This is a genomic window from Lentzea chajnantorensis (genome assembly GCF_054300775.1).
In genome coordinates this window covers 673,064-694,248 of sequence record NZ_JBSDZT010000002.1, presented here as the reverse complement: position 1 = coordinate 694,248, position 21,185 = coordinate 673,064, and the positions used below count along the sequence as shown (strand labels likewise).

Genomic DNA, 21,185 nt, shown 5'->3' with positions numbered 1-21,185 from the left:
TCAGGCTCCCTTCACCCACGGGAGCAGATCGCGGTTCTGCGCGATCAGCTCGTCGGCCAGCCGGTCCGCGATGGCGTGCTGGCCGATCAGCGGGTGGGCGAGCAGTGCGTTCGCCACGCGGTCGCGGCCACCGCGGACCGCGGCCTCCAGCGCCAGGTGCTCGTAGGCGGTCACGTGCGAGATCAGGCCGGAGATCGAGGGCTCCACCGGCCGCACCGGCAACGGCGTGCCACCACTGCCGTCCACAGTGGACGACACCTCGATCACGGCGTCGTCGGGCAGGAACGGCAGCGTGCCGCGGTTCTGCACGTTCACCACGTGCCTCTCGGCACCCACGCCACCGGTCAGGGCGTGCACGAGCTGCACGGCGGCCTCCGAGTAGTACGCGCCACCGCGCTGCGACAGCTGCTCCGGCTTCGTCACCACCGACGGGTCGCCGTAGATGTCGAGCAGCTCCTTCTCCACCGCGGCAACGACCTCCGCACGCGGCGGCGAGTCGAGCTGCTTCTGCACCACCGCGTCGTGGTTGTAGAAGTAGTTCAGGTAGTACGACGGCACCATGTTCAGCCGCCGCATCAGCGCACCGTCGATGCCGATGTGCTCGGCCAGCCCGTCGACGTGGTCGGCGAGCAGCTCCGGCAGCCGGTCCACACCGTCGACGAAGACGCCGCGTTCCCACGTGAGGTGGTTCAGGCCGACGTGCTCCAGCTCCACGGTGGCCGGGTCCACGCCGAGCAGCGCGGACGTCCAGCGCTGGAACGTGATCGCCACGTTGCACAGGCCGATCGCCTTGTGACCCTCCTGCAGCAGCGCGCGCGTCACGATCCCGACCGGGTTCGTGAAGTTCACGATCCACGTGTCGGGCCCGGCGATGCGCCGCACCCTGTCCGCGATGTCCAGGACCACCGGCACGGTCCGCAGGGCCTTCGCGAGGCCTCCCGCGCCGGTGGTCTCCTGGCCGACGCACCCGCAGGTCAGCGGGAACGTCTCGTCCGAGGCCCGCGCCGTCTGCCCGCCCACCCGCAGTTGCAGGAGGACAGCCGACGCGCCCTCGACGCCTTCTTCGAGCGACGAGGTGGTGCGCACCTTCGCCGGGTGTCCCGCGTGCTCCAGCAGCCGCTGGCTGAACGGGCCGACGAGGCCGAGGCGGTGCTGGTCCGGGTCGACGAGGACGATCTCGTCCACCGCCAGGCTGGTGCGACGGCCGGCGATGCCGTCGATCAGCTCCGGTGTGTAGGTGGACCCGCCACCGACGACGGTGAGTTTCATCCCTTGACCCCCGTGAACGTGATTCCCTTGACGAAAGACTTCTGGGCGAAGACGAAGAGGACGACGGCCGGGACCATCGTCAGGAACGTCACCGCCATCGACGAGTTCCACTGCACGATGTGCATGCCCTTGAACGTGGCCAGCGCCAGCGACAACGTCCACTGGTCCTTCACCTCGCCCGTGTAGAGCAGCGGGCCGAAGTAGTCGTTCCAGGTGAAGAGGAAGCAGAACAGCGCGGTGGCCGCGATGCCCGGCTTCGCCATCGGCACGATGATCCGCACCAGCGCCTGGAACTCCGAGCAGCCGTCCACCCGTGCCGCGTCCACGTAGGACTGCGGGATCGTGAGCATGAACTGGCGCAGCAGGAAGATGCTGAACGCGTCGAACAGGAAGTACGGCACGATCAACGGCCACAGCGTGCCCGTCAGGCCCAGCGACGACCACGTGTCGTACAGCGGCACGGCCACGACCTGCGGTGGCAGCATCATCGCGCCGATGACCAGGATGAACGCGACGTTCCGGCCGCGCCACTGCAGCTTCGCCAGCGCGTAGGCGGCGGGGATCGACGAGATCAGCATGCCGGCGGTCGCGAGCAGCGAGTACGTGAGGCTGTTGACCAGGTACTCCAGCAGCGGTGCCTTGTCGAAGACCTCGACGAAGTTCTCCCAGTGCCACTCGCGCGGCCACAGGTTCGAGGTGAACGCCTGGTCGTCCGACATCACCGCGGTGAGGAAGACGAACACGACGGGCGTGGCGAACATCAGGCCGAGCGCGAGACCGATCGCGTGGGTCGCGACCCAGTTGAGGAAGCCCCCGACGTCGCGCTTGCGGCGCGGCTGCTCCGGTTCCGCGGTGACGTCGACCGGCGGTGTGGCCAGTGTGGCGGTCATGCTCCCGGACCCCCTTCCTCAGCCGTGGAGTTCTTGCGCATCCGCTGGACCAGCACGATGGTCACGGCGAACGAGATGATGAACAGGACCGTGGCCATCGCGGCCGCGTAGCCCATGTCGAAGTAGCGGAAGCCCTGCGTGTACAGGTAGACCGGGAACGTCAGCGTGGAGTTGTCCGGGAACCCGAGGTACTTGGTCGACCCCGTCGCGTCCGCCGCGCCCGAGCCGGCCGACCCCGCGACGACCGCCTGCGTGAAGAGCTGGAGCGCGAGGATCACCGAGTTCACGATGCCGAAGAGCAGCACGGGGGAGATCGTCGGCAGCGTGACGTGCCACCAGCGCCGGACCGGGCCCGCGCCGTCGAGCTCGGCGGCCTCGTACTGCTCCTGCGGCACGTCGAGGATCGCGGCCAGGATGATGATCATCAGGTCGCCGGAGATCCACAGCATGATCGCGGTGATGCCGGGCTTGGCCCACGCCGGGTCCGAGAACCACAGCGGCGAGTCCAGGCCGAACCAGCCGAGGACGCTGTCCACCGGGCCGCCGTTGGGGCGCAGCACCATGAAGAACACGAGTGTCGCGGCCACCGGCGGCGCCAGCGAAGGCAGGTAGCAGAGCGTGCGGATCAACCCGACGCCCGACTTCAAGCGAGCGATGACCGACGCCACGCCCAGCGCGAACACGGTCCGCGCGACCGTGAGCACCACGACGAACCACAGCGTGTTCGTGATCGCCTTGACCAGCAAGGGGTCCTTGAACATGAACGCGTAGTTGTCGAGGCCGTTGAACTCCGGCGGGTTGATCAGGTCGTACTTCGTGAACGAGAACACGACCGTGGCGATCAGCGGGTAGCCGAAGAACAGGACGAAGCCGATGAGGGCCGGGGCCATGAACCCGAGCACGGCCAGACGGTGGCGGGCACGGGCCCGCCCCTTGCCGGGGGCGGGCCGGGCGCCGAGCGTGGCGGTCATCTCGTGGACCCCTACTTGCCGCTCTTGGCGATCTGGTCGTCGATGTTCTTGTCGACCTCCTTGAGGCCCGCCGCCAGGTCCGCGACCTTGCCGGACTGGTAGGAGACCGAGAAGTCGGTGACGGCCTTGATGTGCGCGTCACCGATGGGGGTGACGGGGTTGCCCTTGAGCTTGTCGCTCCTGGCGAGCTCGATGAACGTCTTGAACTGCTCGTCCACCTGGAGCTTCGGGCTCTCCATGGCGGCCTTGGTGCTCGGCACGTTCTTGATGGCGTTGGACAGGTCGACGATCGTGTCGGTGTCGAACGTCAGGTGCTTGATCAGCTCCCACGCGGCGCCGGGGTTCTTGGCGCCCTTGGGGATGCCCATGATCGTGCCGGTGGTGAACGCCGTGCCGTAGTCGGCGGGCTTCCACGTCGGGAACGGGGCGGTGCCGAACTTGATCTGCGGTGCCTGCGCCTTGAGGAACGCGGTGCGGTACTCACCGTCGATCATGATCGCGATCTTGCCCTGGTGGAACGCGTGGTCGGCCGAGTACTCCTGGCCCAGGCCTGCGCGGAACCGCTCGAGGGCGTCGTAGCCGTAGAAGTCGACGAGCTTCTTCTGGAACGTCATCATCTCGGTGAAGCCGGGCGAGGTCGAGAGCGCGGACTTGCCGTCCTTCTCCCACTCCGCGCCGAACGACGGCGCGAGGATGGTCGGGCGGTTGGCGTAGAAGCCCATGGTGGGCAGGTAGCCCGCGACCTCGATGTCGCCGTTGGGCGCCTTCTTGGTCGCCTTGACGGCCGCGTCGTAGAGCTCGTCGAGCGTCTTCGGCGGGTTCGTGACGCCGGCGTTCGCCAGCAGGTCCTTGTTGAAGTACATGGCGTACACGTCGGTGAGCATGGGCATCGCGCAGCGGTTGCCCTTGTACTCGGTGTACTCCTGGACCGCGGGGGAGAGCTGGTTCAGGTCGACCTTGTCGCGGTCGATGTAGGCCTTCAGCGGCTGGAACGCGCCGGAGGAGCAGAACTGGCCGATGTTGTCGGTGGTGAACGACAGCGCGACGTCCGGCGTGTTGCCCGACCGGATGCCCGCGGTGATCTTGTCGTCGTCCTGTGAGCCCTCGTGCTTGATCTCGATGTTCGGGAACTTCTTGTTGAACGTCTTGAGGGCCTTCGTGACTTCTTCGAGCTCGCGGTCGGAGTAGTTGCTCCAGACCGTGAGCGTCAGCTTGTCGTCCTTGCCGGGAGCAGCTGCGGCGTCGGAACCGGCGCCGCCACCCTTGCCCGCCGCACATGCGGTGAGGGTCAGCGCTGCGGCGACACAGAGCAAGGCAGCACGGGTGTGCTTGCGCATGTGCACTCCTTCTCGATCAACGTGGGGACCCGGCGACCACGGGGCCGCGGAATGGTGCGGTGGTGGCTGCCGGCAGGCCGAACACCTGCTCGCGCGCGACGGCCAGCGCCGAGTGCAGTGCGCCGGAGCGCACCGGCTTCCCGGTCACCAGCGCCAGCTGCACAGGGGTCCTGGGCACCACCAGTTGCCGCAGCTCCGCGGCAACGAGGTCGTTCAACGTGGTTCCGCCTGCCTGGGCGATGTCGCCGGACAGCAGGACGAGCTCGGGGTCGAGCACCGCGACGACACCGGCCACACCCGTGGCGATGCGCCTGGCGAGGTCGGCCAGGAACTCACGGCCCGCGGGACCCGCGGCCAGCGCCTTGCGCACGGCACCGTGACCGTTGCGCGCGGCGAGCCCGTGGGCCCTGGCGAGCTTGCAGATCGAAGCACTGCTGAGCAGTTCGCCGTACGTGCCGCCGGAGCGGTCGGTGTCGGTGTCGGCGGTCGCGCGGTCGGGGATCATCAACCCGTCGATCTCGCCCGCGCCACCGGAGGCGCCGCGCAGCAGCACCCCGTTGATCACGACGGCGGCACCGACGAGGTCGGCCGGCCAGATGACGACGAAGTCGCGCACCTCCGTGGCCCGCCCGGCGACCATCTCCTCCAGTGCGACGAGGTTGACGTCGTTCTCGACGCTCACCGACGTCCCGAGCCGCTCGCGCAGCCGGCCGGGCACGTCGAAGCCGTTCCAGCCGGGCAGGTGCGGTGCGTACGCGAGCTCGCCGGTCGCGGGGTTCACCGCACCCGGACAGCCCACCACGACGTGCAGCAGCTCCTCGGGACCCAGACCGGCCTGCGCGCACGCGGTGCCGACCGCGCCGGCGAACGCCTCCACGACGCCGTGCTTGGCGGGCATCGGCGCTTTGTGCTCGGTGAGCACGGCACCGGAGATGTCCGCGATGGCGACGTCGACCGACTCGGGGGTGAGGTCGACGGCGGCGATGTGCGCGAGGGTCCCGTTGACCGACCACAGCTGGGCCCGCGGCCCCCGCCCGCCCCCGCGCAGTCCGTTGCGGACGACGGTGTCGGCGGTTTCGAGCCGGGTGAGCAGCTGTGCGGTCGCCGGCTTGGAGAGACCGATGAGGCCCTCCAACTCCGACCGGGTCAGCGACCCGTTGCGCAGCAGAGCCTCGATGGCTGCGCGGTCGTTGATCTCCCGCAGCAGTCGTGGGCTTCCGGCACGCATTGGGTCAGCTCCTGTCTGTTAACTTTCCAGACGATTTCGTGGAGACGGTAGTGACCTGGTTCACCGCGGTCAATCCCCGATACAGCTCCGTTACCTGACTTAGGCTGACCTAAGGCAGTCTGGGAACATGACCGACGTGCGCCAGGAGTCGCTCGCATCACTGCTCGGAGGCCGAGGCGGCGCCCTCGACGCCTCCCTGCCCCCACTGGCGTTCGTCGCGGGCTGGCTCGTCTGGGGCCACTCGATCGGAGCAGGCGCTGTCGCCGCGGTGCTGTGCGGCGTCGTCATCGGCGTCATCCGCTTCGTGCGCGGCGAGAAACCCCGCGCCGTGGTGCTCTCCGTGCTGCTGGTCGTGGCCGCGGCCCTGATCGCCCTGTACACGGGCCGCGTCGAGGACTTCTTCCTGATCCAGCTGCTGTCGAACGTCGCGTCGGCGCTGGCGTGGGCCGGGTCGACAGCGGTGCGCTGGCCGTTGCTCGGCGTGGTGGTCGGCACCCTGCTGGGGCAGAAGACCCGGTGGCGGCGCGATCCTGCCCTTTTGCGCGCCTACTCGATCGCCTCCTGGCCGTGGGTCGCCCAGTACGTGCTGCGCGTGGCGGTGTTCACGCCGCTGTGGCTCGACGCCCAGGTGTTCTGGCTCGCCACGCTGCGCGCGGCGCTGTCGTGGCCGTTGCAGGTCGTGTGCATCCTGGTGTCGGGGTGGGTGCTGCGGAAGGCGCTGCCTTCGGGGCATCCGGGGTTCCGGCACCCGCAGGTGCCGGAACCGGGTGCTCAGCCGGGGTCGGGCAGTGACCGCGCCCGCAGGTAGGACGCGTGGAGCGGCTCCGCGCTCCGCACGACCTTCCCGGTGGGGGTGCGCGGGAGCGCGTCCATCACGTGGATGTGCCGGGGCAGCTTGAACTCGGCGAGCCTCTCCGCGCACCACTCCGACAGGGCGCGCGCGGTGAGCGTCGTGCTCCGGGTGCTCACGTAGGCGCGGATCTCCGGCTGGCCCAGCGCGATGGCCTCGGTCACCTGCGGGTGCCCGCACAGGACCTTCTCCACCTCGGTCAGGTCGACGTTGAAACCGCGCACCACGACCAGCGAGTCGGAGCGGCCGAGCAGGCGCAGTTCGCCGTCGGGCGTGAACTCGCCCCGGTCGCCCGTGCGGAACCAGCCGCCGGAGAAGCGCGACGGGCCGTCCTCGGACAGGTAGGGGGTGGCGGGCAGCGCCACCTCGACCAGGCCGTCGCGGACCCGTGCGGTGACGCCCGGCATCAGCGGGCCGACGGACGGGCGGACCGTACCGCCGACGGCCATGGTCAGCGCGCCGGTCTCGGTGGTGCCGAAGCACTCGCCGACCGGGATGCCGTAGGTGGCCTGGAAGCGGGAGGCGACGTCCTGCGGCATCAGCTCGCCGCCGGCGAACGCCCCGCGGGCCGTGCGCAGCGCGGAAGGATCGGGGGAGGCGGCGAGCAGGTCGAAGTGGAACGGCTGGCCGGTGACGAAGTCGACCTCGAAGTCCCGCGCCTGCCGGAGGATCGCCGCCGCGGTGGGCCTTTCCGCGAAGACGAGGTGCACGCCCGCCGCCAGCGAGTGCAGCAGGCCGCCGACCATGCCGAAGCTGTGAGCGGGGGAGTTCAGCAGCAGCAGGCGTTCACCGCGGCGCACCATGCCCTCGGCGGCCTCGAACCGCGCGACCTCGTCCGCCAGCGACGACGTGCTGCGCCCGATCACCTTCGGCCGGCCCGTCGAGCCGGAGCTGAACTGGACCAGCGGGTGGTCGGTGGCGGCGGGCAGGCCGTCCGCGCGGGTGGTCACCAGGTCGTACCGCTCCTGGAAGCCGGAGGCGGCCGCACCGCTCGGGTGCACGAGGAACTCCGGGCGGGTCAACGAGTGCAGGACCTGGGTCTCGGTCGGCGTCAGGCGGTGGTCGATCGAGATCACCTGCGCACCGGTGCTCCACAACGCGAGCACGGCTTCGAGCTGGCTGAAGCTCGGCGGCACCTGGACGGCGACCGCGCTGCCCTCCCCGATTCCCGCAGCGGCGAAACGACGGGCCTGAGCGGTGACATCGGCGCGCAACAACCCGTGCGTGACCGTGCTGCGGTGGCTGAGGAACGGCACCTCGTCGCCGTGGCGGTGCAGCAGGTCGGTGATGAACGCACGCATGTCAGGACTCCTTGCAGAACTCGCCGATCGGCAGGCCCACGTGCCGTTGCTCGGTGGCGACGTGGCCGAGGAGCTCGTCACCGGGGCGGAGCTCGGTCACGTTCAGCACCTTGCCACCGGGGCCGAGGACGCGGACGTGCCAGTCGTCCTGGACCATCAGGTCGACCACGACGCCCTCCGGTGAGCGCGCGGTGATCGTGAGCATCGGGCGGGACTCCAGCTTGGCGCGGCCCACGGTCAGCTCGCGGGTGCGGCCGTCGGCGTTGACGGCGAGGACCTTGCTGCCGGACCGCAGCTCGGACAGGTAGTTCGTGCGGTTCGCCGGCCCGAGGACGTACGAGTGCAGCGCGCCCGCGTTGACGCGGAACGGCCGCGTCGGCATGTACGGCAACGGGTGCGTCTCGCTGCAGCACAGCACGAAGCCGGACGAGAAGGAGCCGACGAGGATGCCCTCGTCCTCGGCGAAGTGCGAGGCGGTGTCGACGCAGACGCGGTCGCCCAGACCGTTGTGGGTCAACGCCTCCACGGTGAGCGTGGTCAGCGTCAGCGGCGGGGACGTGGCTTCGAGCAGCCGGGCGAGCTTGAACACGTCGGTGGCGTCGGCGGGGGCCATCAGGACGCCGTCGGAGCCGTGTTCCAGGCATTCGAGGACGATCGCGGCCTCCACGAGGTCGGAGACCACCGTGACCAGCTTGCCGGGGGCGCCGTGCGCGGCCGCGATCACGATCTCCAGGGGGATCTTGGTCGGGTCGGTGAACGTGACGACGGTGTGGTCCAGGCGCTCCGCCGCGGCGCAGGCGAGCTTGAGCGTGCGGTCGTCGCCGACCGTGACGGACGCCGACCGCGTGGGCAGCCGGTCGAGCTCGTCCTGCTCGTCCACCGGCACGACCACGAGGTGCGGGCTCTCGACGGGCTCGTCCGCCAGCAGCACCCGCGTGATCGTGGGAGGGAGGTCGTCGAGCAGCGCGGGATCGTCCGCGACGACTCCGGCCACGCGGCTGTGCACGGCGGCGTCGACCACCGCGGTGCGCTGCGCTTCCGGGACGGTTCTGAGGTCGATCCAGGCGAACTTCACCGGTTCTCCAAGGCTGTCAGTGCGTCGATGAGGCTGGTGTCGGTGGGCGTGTGCACGATCGCCGCGAGCTCCGCGACGAGCTGCATCGGCGTCGGTGAGGCGAAGACCCGCCGTCCCACCGCGAGGCCCGCGCAGCCGGCGGCCATCGCGGCGCGCGCGTGTCCGGCGAGGCTGTGCGAGGAGGCGGCGCCGCCCGCGACGAGCACGGGGAGCGGGCAGTTCGCGACGACGTCCGCCATGTTCTCCGCCGGGTGCGCGAGGTTGGTCTTGACGATGTCCGCGCCCAGGTCCGTCGCGATGTTGACGACGTGCGCCAGCAGGGCCGGGTCGCGCGGATCTCCGATGCGCGGTCCTCTGGCGTAGATCATCACGACCAGCGGGACGTTCCAGGCGTCGCACGCCGCCGCGACCGTGCCCAGGTCGGCCAGCTGACGCGCCTCCGTGTCGGAGCCGATGTTGACGTGCACGCTCACCCCGTCGGCACCGAGCCGCAACGCCTCGTCCACCTCACCGACGAGCACCTTGGCGTTGACGTCGGCCATGTGCGCGGTGCCCGCGCTGAGGTGCACGATCAACCCGCAACCGCCGAGCACGGCCGGGTCGATGGTGCGCACGCGTCCTTTGTGGACTATGACCGCGTCGGCGCCGCCCTGCACGACGGCGCTGATCAGGTCGTGCCACCGGTCCCTCGGCACGACCGGGCCGTCCGAGACGCTGTGGTCCAGCGGTACGAAGAGGTACCTGTCGTCTTGCTGACGGGAAAGGCGTCGCAGCCGCAACGCTTTCCTCATGGCCTCACCCCTGGTGTCATCCGGTGGTCGACAGCAGCCTGAGGCAGCCGGTGCGCGCAGCGGTAGGTGTGAGGTTCCGATAACTCCCGGTTTATCGGCCGAACGGAGCAATCCGAGGGTCGGCGCGGGCCGCAGAAAGGTCATTTGGTGACACCCGCGTGGCCGTGTTTGTCGCTCCTCCACTGCCCTAGGCTTCGTCAGTGCGAATGGAGCTCAGACATCTGCACGTGGTGCTCGCCGTGGCGAGTGCGGGCAGCATCACCAGGGCCGCCACGCAGCTGAAGATCGCGCAGGCCGGACTGACAGCCCAGGTGCGCAGGATCGAGGCGAGCCTCGGCGGGCCGTTGTTCCTGCGTCGCACCGACGGCGTCGAGCTGACCGAACTGGGCCGCCACGTCGTGCTGCGGGCTCAGGACCTGGTCGAACGCTTCGACGACCTGATCGTCACCTCGCACCGGCTGGTGCGGCGGGGTGACTCGGGCATCCGGCTCGGTGGCGTGGCGGGGTCGCCCACCGGGCTGCTCGTCGGGGCCGTGCGCGAGGTGCTGCCCGGCTTGCCGCAGACCACGCACGTCGAACGCGGCGGCGACACCGTGCTCGAGCTCGTGTGCACGGGCGAGCTGGACCTGGCCCTGGTGGTGGAGTTCCCGCGCAGCCCACTGCGGTTTCCCGAAGCGATCGGCCTGCGCGGTGTCGTGACGGAACGCATGCTGATCGGCGTCCCGGTGGGCCACCGGCTGTCGGGCCGCAGCGAGGTGCGGCTGTCCGAGCTGGCAGGGGAGGAGTGGGTCGTGCCGGACGAGAACCACGGCGGCCGGCTCAACCTCGAACAGGCCTGCGAGGCCGTCGGGTTCACGCCCCGGTGCGCGCACTTCGGTGCCGATGCCGCGGTGGCCGCCGACCTGGTGCGGTCGACCGGTGCCGTGGCGGGGTTCTTCCCCGGCCAGGACGCGCCGGGCGTGCTGCTCAAACCGATCACCGGCAACCCGCTGTACCGCCGGATCACGCTGGTGTGGAACGACGACGCCGCCGAGCACGTGGACGACGTGCACGCCGGGCTGCTCCGGGCCTACCGCGAGCGGACACCGCACTCGGGCAGGCTGCTGGCCTCATGACCGGCTGGGCCGCGGCGCGTCCGGGCCCAGCACGTCCACCGCCGCCAGCCAGGCCGCCCCCACGGCCCCTTCCGTCGCCATGATCACCTCTGCACCGCACCGCCCCTGCAGCTCCTGCTTCAGGTGCACCCCCACCGGTGTCTTGATCAACGAACCCACCAGCACGATCGGCGACGTGTCCTCCGGCGTGCGCACCGCCGAGGCCATGTCCGCCAGCAACCGCGCCGCCGACGCCACGATCGACAGCGCCGCCGGGTCCCCGTGGTGGTAGGCGGCCGACACCAGTGGGGCGAAGCGCGCGAGGGCGATCGGTGGCGAGGAGTTCACCGCGGTGATCAACGCACCGCGCCCGCGCACCCCCGCCGTCGTCAGCACGGCGGTGGCCAGCCCCTCCAGCGGCGCGTCCAGGTCCAGCAGGCGCACCGTGGCGCGGACGGCCTCGCGGCCCAGCCAGAACGCGGAGCCGTCGTCGCCGAGCAGCCAGCCGTAGCCACCGGACTGGCCGACCATGCGGTGGTCCACGATGCGGCCCGCGATGGAGCCCGTGCCGGCGACCAGCACGGTGCCGTCGGCGGAGGAGGTGCCCGTGGCGAACGCGGCCTCGCAGTCGGTGACCACGCGCATCGGGCAGTGCAGGCCCGCGCGTTCCCAGGCCTCCTCGAACAGGGCCGACACCGCCGGGTCCGACATCCGGGAGGCACCGGCCATGCCCAGGACACCGGAGCGGACGCGGCGGGTGTCGAGGCCGTCGAGGGCCTCCTTCAGTGCCTCGCCGATGTGGGCCGCGGCGAGGGCGGGTGGGTGCGAGTTCGGGTTCGCGCCGCCGGCGAGGCCCTGGCCCAGCCGGGCGCCGCCGAGGTCGAGCACCACTGCCCTGGTGGACGTGCCACCGGCGTCCAGACCGACCACGAGATCCATGACGACCGAGTATGCCGAGGTCAGGTCACCGGTGGCACGCCCAACCGGGTGTCACCCGGTCAGCGCGCGGTCACCCGTCGCGTTGTGGTGGAAGAACACCAGGGTGCCCGGTGGAACTCGATCACCCGGATGGACCACAGTGGACAGTGACGGGACCTCGGTCCCGTAGGTGAAGACGGCAGGCTCGGTCACGTCCACGAGCTCGTCGGCGTCGGCGGGCGCGGGGTATCGGCTGGCCACCGCCACCGTGTACGTCACCGGGCCGGTCGGCAGCACCGAGCGCGACACCGGCAGCACCACCACGTCGCTGTCGAAGAGGTTGGTGTCGGTGGAACCGGCCAGGCCGTTGAGCGGCTGTTCGTCCACCACCTCGTCGGAGGCGACGTCGGTCGTGCGCGCGAGCCACACGTCCGCCGTCACGGTGCCGTCCGCGCCCTCCTGCCTGACCGCCTCGGTCAGGAACTCCTTGCCGCCCACCGTGAACCGCACCCGCGGCCGGGTGTTGCCGCCCTGGTTCTGCCACGTGTCCCAGGTCGCGACGCCGAACGCCAGCAGCTCCGGCGTGGCGGTCGCGCCGGCGTACCGCAGGTCGGCGCCGCGGGCCGTCCGGTTCGCGGTGCAGCCGTCGCGCACCTCCGGGGTGCACGCGGGCAGCCGCGGTGAGCGCGCGCCCAGTTCCAGCACGGTCATGCGCGCGACGAACTCGCCCTGGTCCAGGCCCTGCCCGGTGACCCGGCCGGACGACACCGACAGCCGCGACACCGGCTTCGGCGCCGCGTAGACCGGGACCTGCAACGACCGGTCGCCGGTGAACCGCACGAGCCCGGACGCCTCCGCCAGGAACTGCCGGCCGTCGGCCAGCGACACGCTCGGGTCCGGTGTCTTGCGCAGCGCCGCCGGGTTCGTGATCCGCAGCTGCACCCGCACGGGCGCCGACCCGCCTGCGGGCACCACCACGAACGGCGACACGGAGAACGCCACCCCCGGCACCTTCGTGATCGGCTCGTAGAACGGGTTCAGCCGCACCGGTTCCGTGCCCTTGTTGACCACCCGCAACGTCCGCGTGGCCTGCACCGGCCCGTCCACCTCGACCGTGCCGAACGACGCGTCGCCCAGCACCAGCACGTCCGCGCCGAGCGCAGCCAGCCCGTCCACCCGGCCGGACCCGACCCGCATCGGCGCCTCCCGCACGCCGGACGCGGACCGGACCACCCCGGAGGCCGTGTTCACCAGCGCGGCGCGGATCTCCTCGACCGTCCACTGCGGATGCGCCTCGCGCAGCAGGGCCGCGATGCCCGCCACGTGCGGCGACGCCATCGACGTGCCACCCATCGACACACCGTCCGAGGCGGTGCCCGAGGCAGCGGAGAAGATCGTGTCACCGGGGGCGGCCGCCGAGATCGCCGACCGCGACCGCGACGACGAGGGCGTGATCGTGTCCTCGATCTCCGGCGTCACCGACGGCACCGCGCGCTTCAGCGACGACGCCAGGCGCACCGTCAGCGTCCCGGCCTCCAGCGCGGGCCGCAGCGCCGTGGCCGCGGCCGCCGTCAGCTGGAACGCCGGGATGTGCGCGTTGCCCGCGATGCCGGCCGCGAACGCGGGCAACGTCGTCGGCAGCAGCACCCCGGCCGCGCCGGCCTGCCACGCGTTGTCCGTGCGCGGACCGGAACCGCAGGCGCGCGTCGCGTCGTCGTCGTCCCACTCCAGCCAGACGAGCTTGCCGGCCAGCGGCTCGCTGATCGGCTCGCAACCGTCCACACCGGACTTCAGCCGCACCACCGGCAGCGTCAGGTCGATCGGGTCCTTGTAACCGATGCTGTACTGGCCCGGCCACCGCTGTCCCAGCGCCTCGACGCCGTCGAGCACCTCGCCCGCGTCCCTGCTGTTCGCCACGGAGATCACGCCCGGTGCGTTGCCCGGCGACCCGGACACGTCGTAGAGGTCGCCGCCGTTGCCCGCCGCCGCGACCACGACCACACCGTGCTCGACCAGCTTGCGCACGAACAGCGAGTCGGGGTCGTCCGGTGCGCCGAAGTTGCTGCCCAGCGACAGGTTCACCACGTCGAGCTTGTCGGAGAAGTCGCCGTCACCGTTCGGGTCGAGCGCCCAGTCCAGCGCCTTCGCGGTCAGCTCGGTGGAACCCCGGCAGCCGAACACCTTCAGCGCGTACAGCAACGCCCGCGGTGCCGTTCCCGGCCCGATCCGCATCGAGTCGAGGTCGACCGACGAGTACGAGCCGCGGTAGGTCGAGCCGTCGGCGTTCACGCCGAACCCGGCCGCCGTGCCGGCCACGTGCGTGCCGTGGCCCTGGCAGTCCAGCGGGTCCGCGTCCGGCACCGGCGGGGCCTTGCCCGCGGTGTAGGCGTCACCGGCGAAGTCGTACCCCCCGACCACCTTGGCCGTGGGGAACGTGCCGCCGCCGAAGTCCGCGTGCCGGTAGTCGATGCCCGTGTCGATCACGCCGATCCGGACGCCCTCGCCGAGGCGGCCGAGCGACCGCCAGACGTCGGAGGTGCGGGTGAGCCGAACGGCGGAGGCGTTGGACGGCTCCTTCGGGACCATCCGGTGGACCGCGCGGACCTCGGGCATCCGCGCCAGTTCCGACAGGTGGGAACGGCCGACCGCGAGGACGACGCCGGGCACCGCGTTGGTCGTTCGCGCAACCTCCTTCCCACCGGACCGGGACACGACCCGCGACACGTGCTCGGAGATCCGCTCCCGTGCGGAACGCGCCTGAGAAGCGTCCCTCGACTCGACCGCCGGGGCCGAGGTCAGCTCGACGAAAACGGTTACATCCGGCGGCGAAGCAACGGGTGTCAGCAGCGCGCCCACCAGGAGTGACGCGATGGCCAAATTCATGATCAACCTCTCCTAGTCATCGGACGACTTCACGTCAGGGCCTAGACGCGAGTGCCTCGGCAGGGCTATACATCCGATGTATTTCGTGCGGTGTGAGCAGAGGAGGAACCGCCGTGCAGCTTCTGCGGCTCGGACCGGTCGGCGCTGAACGTCCCGCGGTGAGGACCGGCGACGGGACGACGTACGACCTCCTGCCGATCACCCCCGACATCGACGGCGGCTTCCTCGCCGACGGCGGTGTCGCCCGCGTCCGCGCCGCCCTCGACGCGGGCGAGCTTCCAGGCGCTCGACACCGAGGGGGTGCGGGTCGGAGCGCCGCTCGCGCACCCCGGCAAGATCATCTGCATCGGCCTCAACTACCGCGACCACGCGGAGGAGACCGGCGCCGACATCCCCGGCGAACCCGTGGTGTTCCTCAAGACGCCGGACACGGTCGTCGGACCGTACGACGAGGTGCTCGTGCCCCGCCGGTCGGTGAAGACCGACTGGGAGGTCGAGCTCGGCGTCGTCATCGGGCGCACCGCCCGCTACCTGGAGTCCGAAGAGGACGGCCTGGCGTGCGTCGGCGCGTACGTGCTCTCGCACGACGTCTCGGAACGCGAGTTCCAGATCGAGCGCGGCGGCACCTGGGACAAGGGCAAGAACTGCGAGACGTTCAACCCGCTCGGTCCCTTCCTCGTGCCCGCAGACGAGATCGCCGACCCGCAGGACCTCGCGATGCGGCTCTGGGTGAACGGCGAGCTGAAGCAGAACTCCACCACCAAGAACATGATCTTCCCGATCGCGGAGGTCGTGCGCTACCTCAGCCAGTTCCTCGTCCTTCGTCCGGGTGACGTCATCAACACAGGTACACCCGCTGGGGTGGCGCTCGGCCAGCCCGAGCCCAAGCCGTACCTGCGCGCCGGCGACGTGGTCGAGCTGGAGATCGAGGGCCTCGGCAAGCAGCGGCAGACCCTCGGGCAGGCCTGAGCCCATGCCCACGATCACCGCACTGGACGTGCTCGACATCCGCTTCCCGACCTCGCGCGAGCTCGACGGCTCCGACGCGATGAACCCCGACCCCGACTACTCCGCCGCCTACGTCGTGCTGCGCACCGACGACGGACCGGAGGGCCACGGGCTCGCGTTCACCATCGGCCGCGGCAACGACGTGCAGGCCGCCGCGATCAAGGCGCTGGCCCCGCACGTCGTCGGCAAGGCCGTGCCGGAGACCGCGCAGGCGCTGGGCGAGCTGTACTTCGAGCTGATCGGCGACTCGCAGCTGCGCTGGCTCGGCCCGGAGAAGGGCGTGGCGCACATGGCGATCGGCGCGGTCGTCAACGCCGCGTGGGACCTCGCCGCCCGCCGCGCCGGGCTGCCGGTCTGGCGGTTCCTCGCCCGCATGACACCCGAGGAGGTCGTCGGCCTCGTCGACTTCCGCTACCTCTCCGACGCGCTGACACCGGACGAGGCGCTGCGGCTGCTGCGCGCGGTCGAGCCCGGCAAGGCCGAACGCGCGGAGTCCGTTGCCCGCGACGGATACCCGGCCTACACGACGTCACCGGGCTGGCTCGGCTACTCCGACGAGAAGCTCGCGACGCTCGCCCGCCAAGCCCTCGCCGACGGCTTCGACATGATCAAGCTCAAGGTCGGCGGCAGCCTCGACGACGACGTGCGGCGGATGAAGCTCGCCCGCGAGGTCGTCGGCGACGAGGTGCGGGTCGCGGTCGACGCGAACCAGCGCTGGGACGTCGGCACCGCGGTCAGGTGGATGCGCGAGCTGGCACCGTACGACCCGTACTGGATCGAGGAGCCCACCTCACCGGACGACGTGCTGGCCCACCGCGCCATCGGCGAGGCGCTCGCCCCGATGAGGATCGCCACCGGCGAGCACGTGCAGAACCGCGTGGTGTTCAAGCAGTTGCTCCAGGCCGGTGCGATCGACGTGCTGCAGCTCGACGCCTGCCGGGTCGCCGGTGTGAACGAGAACATCGCGATCCTGCTGCTGGCCAAGAAGTTCGGTGTGCCGGTGTGCCCGCACGCCGGCGGTGTCGGCCTGTGCGAGCTGGTCAGGCACCTGTCGTTCTTCGACTACGTCGCCGTCTCCGGTGAGGTCGGCGAGCGGGTGATCGAGTGGGTCGACCACCTGCACGAGCACTTCCTCGACCCCGCCGTCGTCGAGAACGGCCGCTACCTGGCACCCACGGCGCCGGGGTTCTCCGCGCAGCTCAAGGACGAGACGCTCGTCGACTACGCGTACCCCGGAGGTCCCGTGTGGACGGAACTGGAGCACGCGGATGACTGACTTCGAAGGGCTCGTCGCCGTCGTCACGGGCGGTGCGTCCGGCATCGGCCTCGCCACGGCGACCCTGCTGAGCAGCAGGGGAGCGACCGTCGCGGCGCTGGACCTCAACCCGGACGTGCCGGAGCCGCTCACCGGCATCCGCGCGGACGTCTCCGACGACGAGAGCGTGCGGGCCGCCGTCGACGAGGTCGTGCGGCGGTTCGGGCGCCTCGACGTGGTCGTGAACAACGCGGGCATCGGCGCCCAGGGCGACGTGGCGGGCAACTCCGACGAGGAGTGGCTGAAGGTCCTCAACGTCAACGTCCTCGGCATCGTCCGCGTCACCAGGGCCGCGCTGCCGCACCTGCGGAAGCTCGCCGGCAGCGGCGGTCGTGAACACCGGCTCGATCGCCGGGTGGTCAGGGCTGCCGCAGCGCGCCCTCTACTCGGCCAGCAAGGGGGCGGTGCACGCGGTGACCCTCGCGATGGCCGCCGACCACCTCCGCGAGGGCATCCGCGTCAACGCGGTCGCCCCCGGCACCGCGGACACCCCGTGGGTGGGCCGCCTGCTCGACTCGGCACCGGACCCGGCCGCCGAACGGGCCGCGCTGGAGGCCCGCCAGCCGCACGGCCGGCTCGTCTCCGCCGACGAGGTCGCGGGTGCGATCGCCTACCTGGCGAGCCCGCTGTCGGGTTCCACCGCCGGCACGGTCCTCGCCGTCGACGGCGGCATGTACGGCTTGCGCCTGCGTCCCCAGCAGCAATGAAAGGCAGCTCAACGATGAAGCGTCGCAACCTCACCGCCGCGGTGTGCCTCGCCCTCGCCGGTGCCCTGACACTGTCCGCCTGCGGCGGTGGCGGCGCCGGCGGTGCGGGAGCCGGTGGCGTCGGCCCGATCGGCGCCGACCACCCGCGCGCCGACACCGACTTCTGGAACTCCTACATCAAGTACTTCCCGGAGAAGGCCAAGGACCTCGGCGTCAACCTGCTCAACCCCACCAACTCGCAGAACAAGGTCGAGAACCTGGTCGCCAACGCCCAGTCGCTGCAGTCGCAGGGCGCCAAGGCGATCATCATGGCCCCGCAGGACACCGGTGCCATCGCGTCCACCCTGGACCGGCTGGAGAAGGCGAACATCCCCGTCGTCACCGTCGACACCCGCCCGGACAAGGGCAAGACCTACATGGTCGTGCGCGCGGACAACAAGGCCTACGGCGAGAAGGCCTGCAAGTTCCTCGGCGAGAAGCTGGGCGGCAAGGGCAAGGTCGTCGAGTTCCAGGGCGCGCTGTCGTCGGTCAACGGCCGCGACCGCTCCGAGGCGTTCGCCGCCTGCATGAAGGAGGGCTTCCCCGGCATCACCGTGTTCGAGGAGCCGACCGACTGGGAGGGCGCCAAGGCGTCCGCGGCCCTGCAGACCCGGCTGAACCAGCACCCGGACATCAACGGCATCTACCTGCAGGCCGGCGGCGCGTTCCTCACCCCGACGCTGCAGGTGTTGCGGCAGAAGAACCTCATCGTCCCGCCGGCAGATCCCAAGCACATCTTCATCGTCTCCAACGACGGCATCCCGCAGGAGCTGGAGGCGATCCGCAAGGGCGAGATCGACGCGACCGTCTCCCAGCCGGCCGACCTCTACGCGCAGTGGGCGCTCTTCTACGCCAAGGCCGCGGTCGAGGGCAAGACGTTCCAGCCGGGCAAGACCGACCACGACTCGACGATCGTCGACACCGGCGGCGGCCGCATGGAGGACCAGCTCGCGGCACCGCTGATCACCAAGGACAACGTCGACGACAAGGCCTTCTGGGGCAACCAGATCGGCGGATGAGCGAGCTCGCAGCCACCGCGCGTGGCGTCACCAAGCGGTTCGGCCGCACCCTCGCCCTGGACGACGTGGGCATCGAGGTCCGCGCCGGTGAGTCGCACGCGCTCGTCGGCCGCAACGGCGCCGGCAAGTCGACGCTGGTCTCCGTCCTGACCGGCATGCAGGTACCGGACGCGGGCGAGATCGCGTTCTTCGGCGAAGCAGCGCCCCCGGTCGCCGACCGGGCGGCCTGGCGGCGGCACGTCGCGTGCGTGTACCAGAGGTCGACGGTCGTGCCGGAGCTGTCGGTCGCCGAGAACCTGTTCATCAACCGGCAGGACCTCGGCGGCGGGCTGATCAGCTGGAAGAGGCTGCGCCGCGAGGCGGCCGAGCTGCTGGAGACCTACGACGTGGCGGTCCACCCGGACGCGCTGGTCTCGGCGCTGACCGTCGAGCAGCGGCAGCTCGTCGAGATCGCACGGGCGCTGTCGATCGGCTCGCGGTTCGTGATCCTCGACGAACCGACCGCGCAGCTCGACGGCCCGGCGATCGAGCGGCTGTTCGCGCGGATGCGGTCGTTGCAGGACAAGGGGGTGACGTTCCTGTTCATCTCCCACCACCTGCAGGAGGTCTACGAGGTCTGCCAGACGGTGACGGTCTACCGCGACGCGCGGCACGTCGTCACCGCACCGGTCGCGGAGATGTCGAAACCCGCCCTCATCGAGGCGATGACCGGCGAGGCGGGCGGGCTGAACGTGCCCAGCGGTGCCGACCGGCCGTCGTCGGACGAGGCCGTGTTGACCGTGTCGACGCTGAGCGGTGACGCGTTCTCGGACGTCACGCTGTCGGCGGCGCGCGGCGAGGTGATCGGCCTGGCCGGCAGCGCGTCGTCGGGCAAGCACGAGTTCGCCGAGACCGTGTACGGGCTGCGCAAACCCTCCGGGGGAACGATCTCGGTGGACGGAACCGCTGTGCGCGGCGGTGACGTGCCGTCGGCCCTGAAAGCCGGGATCGGTTGTGTACCAAGGGATCGGCACCACCAGGGGCTCGTGCTCGACCTGTCGATCGCGGAGAACGCGACGCTGAGCACCGCCGGCGCGTTCGTGTGGCCGCGGGCCCAGCGCGCGGCGGGGGCGACGGCGATCGCCTCCTACGACGTGAAGGCCGCGGGACCGGACCAGCCGGTGTCGGACCTGTCCGGCGGCAACCAGCAGAAGGTCGTGATGGCGCGGGCCCTCGCGGGCGACCCGGCCGTGCTGGTGCTGATCAACCCCACCGCGGGGGTCGACGTGAAGTCCAAGGAGTCGCTCCTCGGCGTCGTCGACGCGCAGGCACGCCGGGGCAAGGCGGCGGTCGTCGTGTCCGACGAGCTCGACGACCTGCGGGTCTGCGACCGTGTTCTGGTGATGTTCCACGGCCGGGTGGTGCGGGAGTTCGCCCGCGGCTGGCGCGACCAGGAGCTCATCTCTGCCATTGAAGGAATGAGTGCGGAATGACCAAGGCCATGACTCCGCCCGTCCCGGCGCCCACACCGCCGGGGAAGCAGAAGTTCCAGTTCGCGCGGTACCAGGACCTGGCGCTGGTCCCGGTGATCGTACTGCTGCTGGTCGTCGGCTCGATCCTGTCGCCGATCTTCCTCACCTCCGGCAACCTGATCGCCGTGCTGACCCAGCAGAGCGAGCTCTCGCTGCTGGTGCTGGGCCAGGCGATGATCCTGGTCGTCGGCAAGATGGACCTGTCGCTCGAGTCGACCGTCGGCCTCGCGCCCGCGCTGGCCGTCGCGTTGATCATCCCGGCGTCGTCCGGCGGCCTCGGCGTCGGCCTGGCGGCCTGGCTGGCGCTGCCGCTGTGCCTGCTCATCGGGGTCGTGGTCGGCGGGCTGAACGGGTTCCTCATCCTCAAGGTGGGCCTGTCCGGGTTCATGGTGACCCTGGGCATGCTGACCATGCTGCGCGGCCTGCAGCTCGCGATCACCGAGGGCAAGTCGCTGATCGACGTGCCGGAGTCGTTCCTGTACCTGGGTTCCACGACGTGGCTCGGGCTGCCGGCGGCGGTGTGGATCTGCATCGTCTGCTACGCCGCGGGCATCTTCGTGCTGAAGTACCTGCGCGCCGGGCGGTCGCTGTACGCCATCGGCGGCAACTCCGAGGCGGCACGCGCGGCTGGCATCCGGGTCGACCGGGTGGTGTGGCTGGTGCTGGTCATCGGCTCGGTGCTCGCGGTGGTCGCGGGCATCCTGATGACCGGGCGCCTCGGTTCCGTCGCCGCGACGCAGGGCGAGGGCATGATCTTCCAGGTCTTCGCGGCCGCGGTGATCGGCGGGATCTCGTTGCAGGGCGGCAAGGGCACGCTGTTCGGCGCGCTGTCGGGCGTGCTGATGCTGGGGCTCGTGGAGCAGATCCTGCGGCTGCAGGGCGTGTCCGGGTTCTACATCAAGGCGTCGTACGGCGCGGTGATCATCCTCGCGCTGATCGTGACCAGGTTCGCCACCGGCCAGAAGCAGGAGTGACGCCC

General features: G+C 70.7%; 16 protein-coding genes and 2 pseudogenes. 8 read left to right on the top strand and 10 right to left on the bottom strand.

Annotation, left to right across the window (positions count from 1 at the left end):
• The 5 genes from ACVDFE_RS03955 to ACVDFE_RS03935 are packed head-to-tail and all read right to left on the bottom strand — an operon-like array spanning window position 1 to window position 5,695.
• Window positions 1-1,269 (bottom strand): 6-phospho-beta-glucosidase, encoded by a 1,269-nt coding sequence (locus ACVDFE_RS03955; RefSeq protein WP_458429601.1) that lies wholly within the window; start codon window positions 1,267-1,269, stop codon window positions 1-3.
• A complete protein-coding gene (locus ACVDFE_RS03950; protein ID WP_360385336.1) occupies window positions 1,266-2,159 on the bottom strand; it encodes a carbohydrate ABC transporter permease in 894 nt (297 codons plus the stop codon). The genes ACVDFE_RS03955 and ACVDFE_RS03950 overlap by 4 nt, the downstream gene beginning before the upstream one ends.
• Window positions 2,156-3,130 carry a carbohydrate ABC transporter permease gene (locus tag ACVDFE_RS03945; RefSeq protein WP_360385338.1) on the bottom strand — a complete coding sequence of 325 codons (975 nt, stop codon included), beginning with the start codon at window positions 3,128-3,130 and terminating at the stop codon, window positions 2,156-2,158. Before ACVDFE_RS03945 ends, ACVDFE_RS03950 begins: the two co-directional genes overlap by 4 nt.
• A gap of 11 nt (window positions 3,131-3,141) precedes the next feature.
• On the bottom strand, window positions 3,142-4,467 hold the full coding sequence (locus ACVDFE_RS03940) for an ABC transporter substrate-binding protein (RefSeq protein ID WP_360385340.1): 1,326 nt from the start codon (window positions 4,465-4,467) through the stop codon (window positions 3,142-3,144).
• A 16-nt stretch (window positions 4,468-4,483) separates the two neighbouring features.
• Window positions 4,484-5,695 carry an ROK family protein gene (locus tag ACVDFE_RS03935; protein WP_458429600.1) on the bottom strand — a complete coding sequence of 404 codons (1,212 nt, stop codon included), beginning with the start codon at window positions 5,693-5,695 and terminating at the stop codon, window positions 4,484-4,486.
• 127 nt (window positions 5,696-5,822) lie between these two features.
• On the opposite strand from ACVDFE_RS03935, the gene ACVDFE_RS03930 reads away from it, so the two are divergent.
• Window positions 5,823-6,503, top strand: a complete 681-nt coding sequence (locus tag ACVDFE_RS03930) for a DUF3159 domain-containing protein (RefSeq protein ID WP_360385344.1) — start codon at window positions 5,823-5,825, stop codon at window positions 6,501-6,503.
• Here ACVDFE_RS03930 and ACVDFE_RS03925 read toward each other — a convergent pair.
• From ACVDFE_RS03925 to ACVDFE_RS03915, 3 genes are read right to left on the bottom strand one after another with little or no spacing between them, the layout of a single operon-like run.
• Window positions 6,467-7,846 carry a class I adenylate-forming enzyme family protein gene (locus ACVDFE_RS03925; RefSeq protein ID WP_458429599.1) on the bottom strand — a complete coding sequence of 460 codons (1,380 nt, stop codon included), beginning with the start codon at window positions 7,844-7,846 and terminating at the stop codon, window positions 6,467-6,469. The genes ACVDFE_RS03930 and ACVDFE_RS03925 overlap by 37 nt on opposite strands.
• Window position 7,847: 1 nt before the next feature.
• The gene (locus tag ACVDFE_RS03920) at window positions 7,848-8,921 is read right to left on the bottom strand and encodes a 3-dehydroquinate synthase II family protein (protein WP_458429598.1); all 1,074 of its coding nucleotides are present in this window, start codon (window positions 8,919-8,921) and stop codon (window positions 7,848-7,850) included.
• On the bottom strand, window positions 8,918-9,712 hold the full coding sequence (locus tag ACVDFE_RS03915; protein ID WP_360385350.1) for a 2-amino-3,7-dideoxy-D-threo-hept-6-ulosonate synthase: 795 nt from the start codon (window positions 9,710-9,712) through the stop codon (window positions 8,918-8,920). Before ACVDFE_RS03915 ends, ACVDFE_RS03920 begins: the two co-directional genes overlap by 4 nt.
• A gap of 206 nt (window positions 9,713-9,918) precedes the next feature.
• Between ACVDFE_RS03915 and ACVDFE_RS03910 the strand changes: the two genes are divergently transcribed.
• Entirely contained in the window at window positions 9,919-10,827 is a 909-nt protein-coding gene (locus tag ACVDFE_RS03910; protein ID WP_360385352.1) for a LysR family transcriptional regulator, read from the top strand.
• Here the strand turns inward: ACVDFE_RS03910 and ACVDFE_RS03905 are convergent.
• Window positions 10,822-11,745, bottom strand: a complete 924-nt coding sequence (locus ACVDFE_RS03905; RefSeq protein WP_458429597.1) for an N-acetylglucosamine kinase — start codon at window positions 11,743-11,745, stop codon at window positions 10,822-10,824. The two genes, ACVDFE_RS03910 and ACVDFE_RS03905, sit on opposite strands and share 6 nt — an antisense overlap.
• A 51-nt stretch (window positions 11,746-11,796) precedes the next feature.
• Window positions 11,797-14,607, bottom strand: coding sequence for a S8 family serine peptidase (locus tag ACVDFE_RS03900; protein ID WP_458429596.1), 2,811 nt, complete (start codon window positions 14,605-14,607; stop codon window positions 11,797-11,799).
• A 113-nt stretch (window positions 14,608-14,720) separates the two neighbouring features.
• Here ACVDFE_RS03900 and ACVDFE_RS03895 point away from each other — a divergent pair.
• The 6 genes and pseudogenes from ACVDFE_RS03895 to ACVDFE_RS03870 all read left to right on the top strand — a co-directional run bounded on the left by ACVDFE_RS03895 (window position 14,721) and on the right by ACVDFE_RS03870 (window position 21,180).
• Window positions 14,721-15,576: pseudogene (locus ACVDFE_RS03895) on the top strand (fumarylacetoacetate hydrolase family protein).
• Between the two features lie 4 nt (window positions 15,577-15,580).
• Entirely contained in the window at window positions 15,581-16,891 is a 1,311-nt protein-coding gene (locus ACVDFE_RS03890; RefSeq protein WP_360385360.1) for an enolase C-terminal domain-like protein, read from the top strand.
• Window positions 16,884-17,637: pseudogene (locus ACVDFE_RS03885) on the top strand (SDR family NAD(P)-dependent oxidoreductase). Before ACVDFE_RS03890 ends, ACVDFE_RS03885 begins: the two are co-directional and overlap by 8 nt.
• Window positions 17,638-17,651: 14 nt before the next feature.
• Window positions 17,652-18,695, top strand: a complete 1,044-nt coding sequence (locus ACVDFE_RS03880) for a sugar ABC transporter substrate-binding protein (RefSeq protein ID WP_458429595.1) — start codon at window positions 17,652-17,654, stop codon at window positions 18,693-18,695.
• A complete protein-coding gene (locus tag ACVDFE_RS03875) occupies window positions 18,692-20,167 on the top strand; it encodes a sugar ABC transporter ATP-binding protein (protein ID WP_458429594.1) in 1,476 nt (491 codons plus the stop codon). The genes ACVDFE_RS03880 and ACVDFE_RS03875 overlap by 4 nt, the downstream gene beginning before the upstream one ends.
• Window positions 20,164-21,180, top strand: coding sequence for an ABC transporter permease (locus ACVDFE_RS03870; protein WP_458429593.1), 1,017 nt, complete (start codon window positions 20,164-20,166; stop codon window positions 21,178-21,180). Before ACVDFE_RS03875 ends, ACVDFE_RS03870 begins: the two co-directional genes overlap by 4 nt.
• Window positions 21,181-21,185: the final 5 nt, after the last annotated feature.